The organism is Pseudomonas oryzihabitans, assembly GCF_006384975.1.
GTDB classification, from domain to species: Bacteria; Pseudomonadota; Gammaproteobacteria; order Pseudomonadales; family Pseudomonadaceae; genus Chryseomonas; species Chryseomonas psychrotolerans_B.
The window spans coordinates 544,513-557,594 of record NZ_CP021645.1 but is presented as its reverse complement, the minus strand read 5'-3'; the positions used below and the strand labels follow the sequence as shown (position 1 = coordinate 557,594).

Below are 13,082 nucleotides of genomic sequence, written 5' to 3'. Positions count from 1 at the left end.
ATATGCTCAATACGGATATATAAATTAGGAAATTATGCTCAATAAGGTTTTCAGCAAAGAACCAATGAATCTAAGGAAGAAGGCTCCCGCCCTGCTTTAATGAGCCGCAACGCCCACCCGCCACTCTTCGCGGAGCCCCGTCATGACCCTTAGGCTCGACCGCCTGCGCCTCTTCCTGCACGACCTCGCCACCCTGGTCGATGAGCATCCCGCCGAACCCGAACTGTTGGCGCGCGGCGCCGTCCTGCTCGGCGAGTTGGTCCGCCACGACGACTGGCTACCCGAGGATTGCGCCCAGCCCCGGCCGGAGCGCTACAGCCAGTACCTGCTCCATGCCGACGCCCGCCAACGCTTCTCCGTGGTGAGTTTCGTCTGGGGTCCGGGCCAGGCCACGCCGGTACACGATCATCGCACCTGGGGCCTGATCGGCATGCTGCGCGGCGCCGAGACCGCCCAGGGTTTCGCCCGCGCGCCCGACGGCCGCCTGCTCCCGGAAGGCGCTCCCGTGCGCCTGGAGCCGGGCCAGGTGGAAGCGGTGTCGCCGCGGGTAGGCGACATCCACCAGGTCAGCAATGCCTATGCCGACCGCACCTCCATCAGCATCCACGTCTATGGCGGCAATATCGGTGCCGTGCGCCGCGCCGTCTATGCCGACGATGGCCAGGAGAAGCCCTTCATCTCCGGCTACACCAACCGCCAGTTGCCCAACCTGTGGGACCTGTCCCAGGAGACCGCCACGCCATGACCGCCTTCCGCACCCCCGAAGATATCCGCCAGGCCCTGCTCGCCGGCGCGGAAGTCGCCCTGCTCGATGTCCGCGAGGAAGACCCCTTCGCCGCCGGCCATCCCCTCTGGGCCGCCAACCTGCCGCTGTCGCGCCTGGAACTGGAGGCCTGGTCCCGCCTGCCCCGCCGCGACGTGGCCATCACCCTCTATGACAATGGCGAAGGCCTGGCCGAACGCGCCGCCGAGCGTCTGCAGGCCCTGGGCTATACCGATGTGGCCCTGCTCGCGGGCGGCCTGGCGGGCTGGCAGGCCAGCGGTGGCGAGCTGTTCATCGACGTCAACGTGCCGAGCAAGGCCTTCGGCGAACTGGTGGAAGCCAGGCGCCATACGCCTTCGCTGCCGGCCGAAGAGGTCAAGGCGCTGCTGGATCAGGACGCCGACGTGGTGATCCTCGACGCCCGCCGCTTCGAGGAATACCAGACCATGAGCATTCCCGGTGGCGTCAGCGTGCCGGGCGCCGAACTGGTGCTGCGCGTCGCCGAGCTGGCACCCGATCCGCAGACGCGGGTCATCGTCAACTGCGCCGGCCGTACCCGCAGCCTGATCGGCGCCCAGTCGCTGATCAACGCCGGCATCCCCAACCCGGTAGCCGCCCTGAGAAACGGCACCATCGGCTGGACCCTGGCCGGCCAGCCCCTGGAACACGGCCAGGCGCGCCGCTTCGGCGACGTCAGCCCGGCGACTCGGGCGACCGCTGCCACCCGTGCTCGCCAGGTGGCCGACCGCGCCGGTGTCGCCCGCCTCCCCTTCACCGAGCTGGACGCCTGGCGAGCCAATGCCCTGCGGACCAACTACCTGATCGATGTGCGCACCCCCGAGGAATTCGCCGCCGGCCACCTCCCCGGCGCCCGCTCCACCCCGGGTGGCCAGTTGGTGCAGGAGACCGACCACAGCGCCCCGATACGCGGGGCGCGCCTGGCGCTGGTGGACGACGATGGCGTGCGCGCCAACATGAGCGCCTCCTGGCTGGCGCAGATGGGCTGGGAGGTGGCGGTGGTGGACGACATCCCGGCCGCCGCCCTGAGTGCCAGCGGCCCCTGGCAGGCACCCACTCCCACCCCTGGGCCGGTGGAGCGCATCTCCGTAGCCCGCCTGCAGGAACTGCTGGCCGAACCGGGCACCCTGGTGCTGGACGTCACCGCCAGCGCCAACTACGTGCAGCGCCATATCCCCGGTGCCGCCTGGGTGCTGCGCGCCGATCTACCCGCCGCCCTGCCACCGGCCGAGCGCTATGTCTTCACCTGCGGCAGCGGCCAGTTGGCCGCCTTCGCCGCCGTCGATGTCCAGGCCAGCACCGATAGCCCCGTCCTGCTGCTGGAGGGCGGCACCGCGGCCTGGCTGGCTGCCGGCTTGCCAGTGGAAAGCGGCGAGACGCGCCTGCTGTCGAGCCGCCGTGACCGCTATCGCCGTCCCTACGAGGGTACTGACGCCCCGCGCGAGGCCATGCAGGCCTACCTGGACTGGGAATTCGGCCTGGTCGAGCAGTTGCGGCGCGATGGCACCAGCGGCTTCCGGGTGATCTAGCCGCCGGTCCGCACGAAGGCGGCGATCCAGGCCGCCGTGTCAGCCAATACCTGGGTCTGACTCAGGCCGCTGCTCTTGAGCGGCTTGAGGTCATGGTCCGCGGTGGCGATCCATTGCACCTCGATGGCCGGCGCCAGCGCATAATCGGTCACCTCCGCGCGGTTGCCCAAGGCATCCCGCTCGCCTTGGACGATCAGCGTCGGCGTGGCCAGGGTCGCCAGGTGCTCGGTACGCAGCCGCTCGGGCTTGCCGGCCGGATGGAAGGGATAGCCCAGGCAGACCAGCCCGGTCGCCCCCAGCTCGTCGGCCAGCAGACTCGCCATCCGCCCGCCCATGGACTTGCCCGCCAGCCACAACGGCCCGCTTTCCGCCGCACGCCAGCTGGCGACCACGGCCCGCCAGTGCTCCAGCAATACCGGCGCCGGATTCGGCGGACGCCGCTTGCCCTCGGCGCGGGCCCGGGCCATGTAGGGAAACTCGAACCTCAGGGTACGGACGTCGCGCCGCGCCAGCTCCTCGGCTAGCTGCTGCAGGAAGGGACTGTCCATCCCCGCCCCGGCGCCATGGGCCAGCAGCAGGGTCGCCAGGGGCGTGCCATTCGGGCGGCATTCGCGAAAGCTCCCGAGATACAACTCGTCTGCCATGGGCTACTCCTCGTCAAAGCCGCGGAGCTTAACCCGGCGTTCATTGATCTGGATCAATAGAGTTGGGACCGTGCCCCTCACACTGGTCACCTCGAAACCATTGGAGCCCGGCATGACAGCCGCCCTCGCCTGGGACGCCGATCTCATCGCCCGCTACGATCGCGCCGGCCCTCGCTACACCTCCTACCCCACCGCCGTGCAATTCCACGACGGCATCGGCCCTTTCGACCTGCTCGGCGCCCTGCGCCTGAGCCGCCAGGCCGGACGCCCGCTGTCGCTCTACCTGCATGTGCCCTTCTGCGCCAACATCTGCTACTACTGCGCCTGCAACAAGGTCATCACCAAGGACCGCAGTCGCAGCGTCGCCTACCTTGCGGCCCTGCGTCAGGAGATGGCCCTCACCAGCCGGCACCTGGATGCTGGGCAGCGGGTGGAACAGCTACACCTGGGCGGCGGCACCCCGACCTTTCTCAATCCGCTGCAACTGCGCGAATTGATGGCCGACCTGCGCCGCCACTTCACCTTGGCCGACGACGACCGCGGCGACTATTCCATCGAGATCGATCCGCGCGAGGCCGACTGGAGCACCATGGGGCTGCTGCGCGAACTGGGCTTCAACCGGGTCAGCTTCGGCGTCCAGGACCTGGATCTGCAGGTACAGCTGGCGGTCAACCGCCTGCAACCCTTCGACGATACCCGCACCCTGGTCGAGGCCGCCCGCGCCCTCGATTACCGCTCCATCAACCTGGACCTCATCTACGGCCTGCCGCGGCAGACCCCGGCCAGCTTCGCCCATACCCTGGACCGGGTGCTGGAGTTGCAGCCCCATCGGCTATCGGTGTTCAACTACGCCCACCTGCCGCAACGCTTCCCGCCGCAGCGGCGCATCGAGGCCAGGGAACTACCGACTCCCGCGGCCAAGCTGGAAATGCTACAGCGCACCGTGGAACAACTGAGTGCCGCCGGCTATCGCTACATCGGCATGGACCATTTCGCCCTGCCCGACGACGACCTGGCCATCGCCCAGGAAGACGGCACCCTGCAGCGCAATTTCCAGGGCTACACCACCCACGGCCACTGCGACCTGCTGGGCCTGGGCGTTTCCGCCATCAGCCAGGTCGGCGAGGTGCTCTGCCAGAACAGCCCGGACCTCGCTCACTATCAGGAGCACCTGACCCACGGTGAACTGGCCATCGCCCGCGGCCTGCGCCGCTCGCGGGACGACCGCATCCGCGGCGCGGTGATCGCCCAGTTGATCTGCCATTTCCAACTGGATTTCGCCGCCATCGAGCGCAGTTGCGAACTGGATTTCCGCCAGTATTTCGCCGACGCCTGGCCGCAACTCAGCGCCATGGCCGCCGACGGCCTGATCCGCCTCGATGAGCGAGGCATCCAGGTACTGCCACCGGGCCGTCTGCTGATCCGCGCCCTATGCATGCTGTTCGACCGCTACCTGCCGGACGGCGATCCCCAGCGCTTTTCTCGGGTGATATGACCCATGCCTGCCATGACTGCTAGAGTTAGACTTTTGGAATCAGACGAGAAGCGACCCTCTCCCATGACCGAGCCCCTCAAGCTGCGCACCGCCCAGGCCCATTGCAAGGATTGCAGCCTCGCCTCGCTGTGCCTGCCACTGTCGCTCGATCTGAAAGACCTCGACGCCCTCGACCAGATCGTCAAGCGCGGTCGGCCGCTGGCCAAGGGGGACCATCTGTTCCGCCAGGGCGATACCTTCGGCTCGGTCTATGCGGTGCGCTCCGGCGCCCTGCGCACCAGCAGCCTGAGCGACGCCGGGGAGGAGCAGATCACCGGCTTCCACCTGCCCAGCGAACTGGTGGGGCTATCGGGCATGGACAGCGAACGCTATCCGGTCTCGGCACGGGCGCTGGAGACCACCACCGTCTGCGAGATCCCCTTCGAGCGCCTGGACGAACTCTCCGAGCAACTACCGCAACTGCGCCGGCAACTGCTGCGGGTGATGAGCCGGGAAATCCGCGACGACCAGCAGATGATGGTGCTGCTGTCCAAGAAGAGCGCCGACGAGCGCATCGCCACCTTCCTGGTCAATCTCTCGGCGCGCTTCCATGCCCGCGGCTTTTCCGCCCAGCAATTCCGCCTGAGCATGTCGCGCAACGAAATCGGCAACTTCCTCGGCCTGGCGGTGGAAACGGTATCGCGGGTGTTCACCCGCTTCCAACAGAGCGGCGTGCTGGCCGCTGAAGGCAAGGAAGTGCGCATCCTCGACTCGGCCCGCCTCTGCGCCCTGGCCGGCGGCCAACTGGAAGGCTGACGACGGGACGGCGCGACTCCTGGCGCCGCCGCGTTTTCTGGACGCTGCCATTGCCAGCCGCCAGCCGTTCATATCGCGGACCGTGAAGGCCCCAAGCGCTAGCAAGCCAAGGTCCGTGACTCCCTCCCTGTCACACCAGAGGCAGGTAAATATCGGTCTGCCAGAGCGCCTGGAGCGTTTCTGGATAGACGCTCAGGTAGTGGAAGAACAGCGGCTCGTCTCGTAATTCCTCGCCGCTGCCGGGCAGCCAGTCGCGGTAGAGCGGATAGATGCTTTCGTCTATTCGGTCAGTCGAGCCCTGGTGGCGGACCACGGCATAACGGCCACCCGCGATGAGCAACTCCCGTACCCCTGAGCATTGGGCCAGACGTCTTCGCTGATCTCGCCGCCAATGGCGAAGCGAAAGTCCTCTGCGGGGGTGGTATCGGGATTGCTGAAGGGTATGCCGAAGGTCCGACTGGTCGCCACCGGTGACTGGCCGCTGCGTTTACGCCAGTCGATGAAGAGGCGCACGCTCTCCTCGAGCTGGTGACGCGGTCCCCGGTGTTCGAAGGCGGCGATCCTGACCACGGTGAATTCCACTAGACGTAGGTGCATGACGAGACTCCTGGATAGACGAGGAATGTCGAATACCTGATGCCAGGGCCGCCAATCGGTTTGCTGACGGAACTGCCGCGGCGCCTGGCCGAACACCCGCCGAAACGCCCGGCTGAAGGCTTCCGGACTCTCGAAGCCGGCCTCCAGCGCCACTTCCAGCACGGAGCGGCGCCTGGCTGCGAGTAGGCCCAACCCCGCACGCCGCAGGCGCAACAGGTGCACGTAACGGGCGACCGGCATCCCCAGGAAGGCGGTGAACTGTCGATGGAAGTGAAAGGCCGAGAAGGCAGCGACCCGACTCAGGGTGCTCACCGACAGGTCACCGTCCAGATTCGCCTCGATATAGGCGAGAACCGCTTCGAGGCGATGGGGATAGGTGACGGGCGAAGGGATGACGGGCAGATCCATGGGGCTGGCCTGGTGTTGTTCGACCGCCCAAGGATCGCCTATCTCGGGGTGACGATACCTAGCCGTCCTTGCGCAATGGCCTGTCGCTGATGAATGTAAGACTAGAGACTGATCGGCTTGCGCCCGGCAAAGGCATGGGTCAGGGTGCCACCATCGACCAGATCCAGTTCGCCACCCAGGGGTACGCCATGGGCGATACGCGAGATGGTCAGGCCCTTGGGAGCCAGCAGCTGGGCGATGTAATAGGCGGTCGCCTCGCCTTCCACCGTGGGGTTGGTGGCGATGATCATTTCCTGGAAGCTGCCTTCGCTGACGCGCCGTTCGAGCTCGGGTACGCCGATGGCGTCCGGCCCCAGGCCGTCGATGGGCGACAGGTGCCCCTTGAGCACGAAGTAGCGCCCGCGGTAGCCGGTCTGCTCCACGGCAAAGACGTCCATCGGCCCCTCCACCACGCAGAGGATGCTGTCGTCACGGCGGGTATCGGCACAGAAACCGCAGATCTCGTCCTCGCTCAGGGTGCGGCACTGGCGGCAGTAACCCACCCCTTCCATGGCCGCGTTGAGGGCGCTCGCCAGACGCAGGCCACCCTGGCGTTCGCGTTCGAGCAGTTGCAGGGCCATGCGCTGGGCGGATTTCTGCCCGACGCCGGGCAGCACGCGGAGCGCATCGATCAGTTGGCGAATCAGGGGACTGAAGCTCATGGACTACCGTACTGGAGAGCGAAAGAAAACGGGTGCCTGGGGGCACCCGTGGCAAGAGCCCAGGCTCTTTTCAGATGAAAACTAGAAAGGCATCTTGAAGCCGGGCGGCAGTTGCATGCCGGCGGTCATGCCGGACATCTTGTCCTGGCTGTTCTGCTCGATCTTGCGCACGGCATCGTTCACCGCGGCAGCGATCAGGTCTTCGAGGATTTCCTTGTCTTCCTGCATCAGGCTGTCGTCCAGGCTGACGCGCTTGACGTCGTGTCGACCGGTCATGACGACGCTGACCAGGCCGGCGCCGGATTGACCGGTCACTTCGGCGTTCGCCAGCTCTTCCTGCATCTTCTGCATTTTTTCCTGCATCTGCTGGGCCTGCTTCATCAGGCCGGCCATGCCACCTTTCATCATGTCTGCTACCTCGAACTATGAATTGGAAGCCGGTCAGGCTTGGGTGTCGACCGGCTCGATGGTACCCGCGCGCACCGTGGCGGCGAACTGTTGAATCATCTGGCGGATCAGCGGATCGTCCTGGATGGACTGCTCCGCTTCACGCTGGCGCTCCGCACGGCGCCGCGCGGCCGCCTGGGCGGGCGTCTCCTGCTCGGGCGTCTGGATGGTCACCTCGAGCGTGATGGGACGACCCTGCTGCTGGCTCAGCGCATCGTTGAGCCGGCGCTGCTGGTTGGCATTGAACAGTGCACTTTGCGCCGGGTCCAGGTGCAGGTGCCAGCGATCACCCTCCACCGCCACCAGGGTGCAGTTGGCCGCGATGCTGGCGGTCAGGCCGCCCAGCTTGAGCTCGGGAAACAGCGCCTGCCAATCGGCGGCCAATCCCGTGGCCGGCGGTACCGCCACCGTCGAGGCGGTCTCGGCGATAGTGTCGACCTCCGGCTCACCGAGGGTGTCGAGATAATCGTCCAGCCCCACCTCGTAATAATCCTCGGCCGGCGGCGGCTCTTCGTCACCGTCCAGATCGTCACCGGAGGTGTCCGCCGGCACATCGGCGATCACCGTGGCCACGGACGTCGCCTCGACATAGGGCACGGCCGGCGCGGTCGGCGCTGCAGGCGGCGCTGGCGAAACCGGCGCCGCCTTGTTCGTCTCAGGCGCAGGTTCCTCCCAGGGGAGATCGACTGGCTCTTCTATAGGGGTGGTATTACTGACGAGCGGCGTAACCGGCGCTGGCGGCTGCGGAGCTGCCGCTACCGGCGCAGGCGCCACCGCCACGGGAGCCGCCGCGGCCACCGGACGCGAGTCGGAGTCAGCCGTGGCCGGGCTGGCTCCCGTCGTCTTTAACGCCGGCCGTTCGGGAAGAGCCACACCTGCCGGCCGGAAGGCCAGCATGCGCAGCAACACCATCTCGAAGCCATGCCGTGGGTCCGGCGCCAGCGGCAGATCGCGCCGCCCGACCAGACCTAGTTGGTAGTAGTACTGAACGTCTTCCGCGGGCAGCGCTTGCGCCAGCGTCAGCACTCGCTCGCGATCGCCCTGGCCGTTGTCCACCGCATCGGGCAGTACCTGGGCGATGGCCACCCGATGCAGCACGTTGAGCAACTCGGCCAACACGCCACTCCAATCGGGCCCCTGCTCGGCCAGATGGCGCACCGCCTCCAGCACCGCGCGGCCATCGCCTTCCAGCAGGGCATGCAGGACGTCGTAGACCTGGCCATGGTCGAGGGTACCGAGCATGGCGCGCACGTCGGCGGCCAGCACCTTGCCCTCGCCGAAGGCGATCGCCTGGTCGGTCAGACTCATGGCATCGCGCATGGAGCCGTCGGCCGCGCGACCCAGCAGCCAGAGGGCATCGTCCTCGAAGGGAATGCTCTCCGCCGCCAGGACGTGCTGCAGATGCGCGACGACGCGCTCCGGCGGCATGTTCTTCAGGGCGAACTGCAGACAGCGCGAGAGGATGGTGACCGGCAGCTTTTGCGGATCAGTGGTGGCGAGCAGGAACTTGACGTGGGGCGGCGGCTCTTCCAGCGTCTTGAGCAGCGCATTGAAACTGTGCGTCGAAAGCATGTGCACCTCGTCGATGAGGTACACCTTGTAGCGTCCGCGGGAAGGCGCGTACTGCACGTTCTCCAGCAGTTCGCGGGTGTCTTCGACCTTGGTGCGACTGGCGGCGTCCACCTCGATGAGATCGACGAAACGGCCTTCGTCGATCTCACGGCACACCGAACAGGTCCCGCAGGGGGTGGAGCTGATGCCGGTCTCGCAGTTCAGGCACTTGGCCAGGATCCGCGCGATGGTGGTCTTGCCCACCCCGCGGGTGCCGGTAAAAAGATAGGCGTGGTGCAGCCGCTCATTGTCCAGCGCATTGATCAGCGCCTTGAGCACATGGGTCTGGCCGACCATTTCGCGGAACGACCGCGGGCGCCATTTGCGCGCAAGAACCTGGTAACTCATCGAGACCTGATCGGGAGAAGACGGGAAGGGAGCACATGCTAACGAAGAGGTGCGTTTAATGCACCCCGCATGCTCGACCGCCAGGCCGTCCGAGGGGCTGGCGCTACCTCCCTAGATGGAGGCAGCCACCCGACCTTTCAAGCGATCCGCCAGGGAAACCGCAGTGACAGGGTGCGTCTCAGGCGCGCAGGCAACGGTCCTCGCCATCGGCCAGCACCACGCTGGCGACATAGGCCGCCAGGGCATCCAGCTGGACACGCAGGCTTGCCACGGTGGCGTTCATCTTGAAAGGATTGAGCGCGTCGTCGTCGCTCAGGTCGAATTTGAGCAACAACAGGGGTTCAGTGGGGTGATAGATCTGGGCAACCAGGAGGGCGTCGGTATCGCGTCGGCAAATGATGCGATAGGGATGCAGGCCGAGGCTGAGTGCGCGCCCTGCGCTTTCGAGTCCGTTCTTCACGAGCGTTCCTTGGACGTCCGTCCATAGATGAGAATGCAACGTGGATGATGGCACGGAGACAGGAACCAAAACAGTGACCGCCTCACGATTGTTTCGCGAAGTGGTTAACGTGAGGAAAAAGGCTGGAAGAGGAAACGCGAGGAGGGAAAGGCAGAAAAAAGCTGGAGCAGAAATGGAGGTGGCCCCGCCAGCCACACCCCGGCACACGACATCACCGCTGCGGCTGCTCCCTTCCGGGCCTGACCGGGTTCACGGCTGATCGTTGCGGGGGGACCGACGGAGCCACCATAACGCCCCACCCTTAGGTGAGGTGCGCCATTCTACGCGGTTGGGGTGAAGTTGCAAGCCATACAAGGACTTAGCAGCGGGACAGGCTGCTACTGCGCCGCCTGCAACTCCCAGAGTGCGGCGAACCGGCCGTCATCCTCGCGCAATTGTTGCGGCGGCCCATCCTCGACGATGACGCCCTGCTCCAGCACCAGGATGCGATCGAAGCCGCTCAGGGTGGAGAGTCGATGGGCTACCGCCAAGACGGTACGCCCTTCCATCAGCTCCAGCAGCGCCCGCTGGATGACCGTCTCGGAGTGACTATCCAGCGCCGAGGTCGCCTCGTCGAGGATGAGGATGGGGGCGTCCTTGAGAAAGGCCCGGGCGATGCCGAGGCGTTGGCGCTGGCCGCCGGACAGCAGCACCCCGCGCTCGCCGACCGGGGTGTCGTAGCCCTGGGGTAGCTGGCGGATGAAGTCGTCGCAGTAGGCATGACGGGCGGCCTCCTCCACCTCGGCATCGCTGGCCTCGGGGCGGCCATAGCGGATGTTCTCGCGAATGCTGCGATTGAACAGTGCCGTTTCCTGGGGCACCACGGCGATGCGCTGGCGCAGGCTGTCCTGGCTCACCGAGCGGATGTCCTCGCCGTCGATGCGGATCTGGCCCAGTTGCACATCGTCGAGGCGCTGCAGCAGGCCGATCAGGGTGGATTTTCCCGCTCCCGAGGGGCCGACCAACCCGACCTTCTGCCCGGCCGGCACCTGTAGACTGAGGCCCTGGAATACCTGACGACCATCGGGATAACGATAGTGCACCCCCTCGAAGCGCAGGGCACCGCGCGCCTGCACCAGTGGCCGCTCGACGTCGCTTTGGGCGTGCGGCTGGATGAGGATGCGCAGGGTTTCGCCGATGGCGCCCAGTTGCTGGGTGGTATCCACCAGCGCCAGGGCCAGATCCCGGGAGCCGTGCAGGATACGAAAGGTCAGGGCACTGACCATGACCACGTCCCCCGCGGTGATGCCGCCGCGGGTCCAGAGGGCAATGGCCCAGGCCAGCATGCCACCGGCCATCAGCGACAGGCAGGTGTCGTGCAGCACCCGGGCCTTCTCCAGGTGCATCCAGCTGCGTCTTTGGGCGCGGGCTTCCACGCCGACCGCCTGGGCGAAGCGCTGCACCTCGCGCTCCCGTGCGGAAAAGGCCTTGATGGTCCAGACGTTCTGTACCAGGTCCACCAGCTCGCCACTGACCCGGGCCGACTGGGCGGCGAAGCGCTGGTGACGCGCCCGCCCGCGGATGCCGAAGGTGGTGATCACCAGGGCCACGATCACCACGAAGGCGACCAGCGCCGCGGCCATGCGCAGATCCACGGTGCAGAGCACCACCACCGCGCCGATGAAATCGACGCAGGGCGGCATGATCTTCCAGGCCAGGCCGCCATAGATGGCACCCGCGGCCATCCCGGTGGCGGAGACCCGATTGCCCAGGGCCCCGGCGAAGTGCTGGGCGAAATAGTGCATCGGGTGCCCGGTGAGGTAACGGAACAGGTCGACGCGCATGTCCGCGCAACTGGCCACCACCGTGCGGCAACCGAGCCAGCCGCCACAGCGCCAGAATAGGTTTTCCAGGACGATCAGCGAGATGAACAGCCAGAACGGACTCCACACCTGGGCGCGGTGTCCGGGATCGGCCATGGCATCGACCAGCAGCTTCATGCCGTACTGCACCGCCACCGCACAGGTCGCCGCCCCTATCACCAGCAACAGCAGGCCGCCGAAATGCCAGGGCCGCAGGCGGACATAGCGCCAGAGGAAGGCGCCGACCCGCTCCGGCAGGGGCCACTCGGCCCGCCGGCGCTCACGTCGAGCGGACGCCTTCATGCAGGACTCCTGCCTTCCAGGCTTTGGCGATGCCGCTGCAAGACCTCGGCGAGCGGCGCATAGAGGGTGCGCCGCCCTGCCCCATCGGCGATGCCGAACAGCCCGGTGGGACAGAGGCGGTCATCGTTCCAGCCGGGATAGTCGAGCACCGGATAGAGACAGATGCCCTGCACCGGCACGCCCTGGCGGACGGCGCGCCCGACCTGGTCGGCGACGTAGTCCAGCCAACTCGCCCGCAACGGGCCTTCCGCGCCGGTCTCGGCGATCAGCAGCGGGCGACCGTATCGCTGGTGGACTTCGGCCAGGATGCCCTGCAACGGTCGATAGGCCGGATCTTCCGGCGCCAGGGTGCCACCGCCGAGATACCACTGGTTGTCCGAGTAGTAATTCAGGCCAAGGATGTCCAGGTAGTCGGGGCGACCGCCCAGGCCCGGCCACTGGCGGCCACTGAGCAGGTCCCAGGCTTCGAATTGGGCCTGGCGGTGGGCCTCGGCCACCTCGCGTTGCTCGGGGCGGCGGGCCACCACGTTGATGAGCGGATCGACCGCGACGAAGCGCGTACCGGGCAGCTCGGCACGAATCGCCTCGATGGCGGCGATGCTGGCCCGCACCAGCTGGTGCTTGAGTTCCTGGCCGCGTCCGCGGGCCGTGGGATTGAACAGTCCCTGGTCGCCCCCGGCCCAGGCCCAGTAGGAGATTTCGTTGATGGGCGCCAGGCACGGCTGGGTCTCGCCCTCCTCCCGCAATAGCCGGGCGAAGGCCGCGGCGAAGCGGGCAAAGGCCTCGACGAAGGCCGGGCGCCAGATATCCAGGTAGTCGGGCCAGCCGTAGTGGCAGAGGTCCCAGATCACCTGGACGCCGGCCGTCTGCGCCGCCCGGAGTTGCGGCAGGACGCTCGTCCAGTCGTATTGCCCCGGCTGGCTTTCCACGCGGTGCCAGCGGATGCCGTCCCGCACGGTACGCAGGCCCTGGGCCGCCACGGCGTCATAGTCCTGCGCCGCCCAGCGGTCGTGGGCGGTGCTGGCGAGCAAGTCCAGCCGCCGACCATCGGCCCGGCGGTGGCAGGAGCATTCGAAACCGGCCATGAAGAAACTCTGGAACGGGGCGTCAGGGGTCATCGCA

At 66.9% G+C, this 13,082-nt stretch carries 11 protein-coding genes, 1 other RNA gene and 1 pseudogene; 4 read left to right on the top strand and 9 right to left on the bottom strand.

Annotated elements, in window-relative coordinates:
- Nucleotides 1–142 precede the first annotated feature (142 nt).
- The gene (locus CCZ28_RS02505; protein ID WP_140215622.1) at nt 143–745 is read left to right on the top strand and encodes a cysteine dioxygenase; all 603 of its coding nucleotides are present in this window, start codon (nt 143–145) and stop codon (nt 743–745) included.
- Nucleotides 742–2,310: a rhodanese-related sulfurtransferase gene (locus CCZ28_RS02500; RefSeq protein WP_140215620.1), complete on the top strand. Its 1,569-nt coding sequence runs from the start codon at nt 742–744 to the stop codon at nt 2,308–2,310. Before CCZ28_RS02505 ends, CCZ28_RS02500 begins: the two co-directional genes overlap by 4 nt.
- On the opposite strand, the gene CCZ28_RS02495 is transcribed toward CCZ28_RS02500, so the two are convergent.
- Nucleotides 2,307–2,954: an alpha/beta family hydrolase gene (locus CCZ28_RS02495; protein WP_140215618.1), complete on the bottom strand. Its 648-nt coding sequence runs from the start codon at nt 2,952–2,954 to the stop codon at nt 2,307–2,309. The two genes, CCZ28_RS02500 and CCZ28_RS02495, sit on opposite strands and share 4 nt — an antisense overlap.
- 112 nt (nt 2,955–3,066) lie before the next feature.
- On the opposite strand from CCZ28_RS02495, the gene hemN reads away from it, so the two are divergent.
- Complete coding sequence (gene hemN / locus CCZ28_RS02490) at nt 3,067–4,449, top strand: oxygen-independent coproporphyrinogen III oxidase (RefSeq protein ID WP_140215616.1); 1,383 nt, start codon at nt 3,067–3,069, stop codon at nt 4,447–4,449.
- Nucleotides 4,450–4,512: 63 nt separating this feature from the next.
- Nucleotides 4,513–5,244 (top strand): fumarate/nitrate reduction transcriptional regulator Fnr, encoded by a 732-nt coding sequence (gene fnr, locus CCZ28_RS02485; protein WP_074527668.1) that lies wholly within the window; start codon nt 4,513–4,515, stop codon nt 5,242–5,244.
- A 130-nt stretch (nt 5,245–5,374) separates the two neighbouring features.
- On the opposite strand, the pseudogene CCZ28_RS02480 reads toward fnr, so the two are convergent.
- The 8 genes and pseudogenes from CCZ28_RS02480 to CCZ28_RS02445 form a co-directional block, all read right to left on the bottom strand.
- Nucleotides 5,375–6,249, bottom strand: a pseudogene (locus CCZ28_RS02480) (AraC family transcriptional regulator).
- 101 nt (nt 6,250–6,350) lie between these two features.
- Entirely contained in the window at nt 6,351–6,950 is a 600-nt protein-coding gene (gene recR / locus CCZ28_RS02475; RefSeq protein ID WP_140215614.1) for a recombination mediator RecR, read from the bottom strand.
- 81 nt (nt 6,951–7,031) lie between these two features.
- A complete protein-coding gene (locus tag CCZ28_RS02470; RefSeq protein ID WP_058762856.1) occupies nt 7,032–7,358 on the bottom strand; it encodes a YbaB/EbfC family nucleoid-associated protein in 327 nt (108 codons plus the stop codon).
- Between the two features lie 33 nt (nt 7,359–7,391).
- A complete protein-coding gene (gene dnaX / locus CCZ28_RS02465) occupies nt 7,392–9,356 on the bottom strand; it encodes a DNA polymerase III subunit gamma/tau (RefSeq protein WP_140215612.1) in 1,965 nt (654 codons plus the stop codon).
- 178 nt (nt 9,357–9,534) lie between these two features.
- Nucleotides 9,535–9,816, bottom strand: a complete 282-nt coding sequence (locus CCZ28_RS02460; protein WP_140215610.1) for a hypothetical protein — start codon at nt 9,814–9,816, stop codon at nt 9,535–9,537.
- A 182-nt stretch (nt 9,817–9,998) separates the two neighbouring features.
- An RNA gene (gene ffs, locus CCZ28_RS02455) (signal recognition particle sRNA small type) lies at nt 9,999–10,095 on the bottom strand.
- Between the two features lie 98 nt (nt 10,096–10,193).
- A complete protein-coding gene (locus CCZ28_RS02450) occupies nt 10,194–11,960 on the bottom strand; it encodes an ABC transporter ATP-binding protein (protein WP_140215608.1) in 1,767 nt (588 codons plus the stop codon).
- Entirely contained in the window at nt 11,957–13,078 is a 1,122-nt protein-coding gene (locus CCZ28_RS02445) for a beta-glucosidase (protein ID WP_140215606.1), read from the bottom strand. The genes CCZ28_RS02450 and CCZ28_RS02445 overlap by 4 nt, the downstream gene beginning before the upstream one ends.
- Nucleotides 13,079–13,082 lie beyond the last annotated feature (4 nt).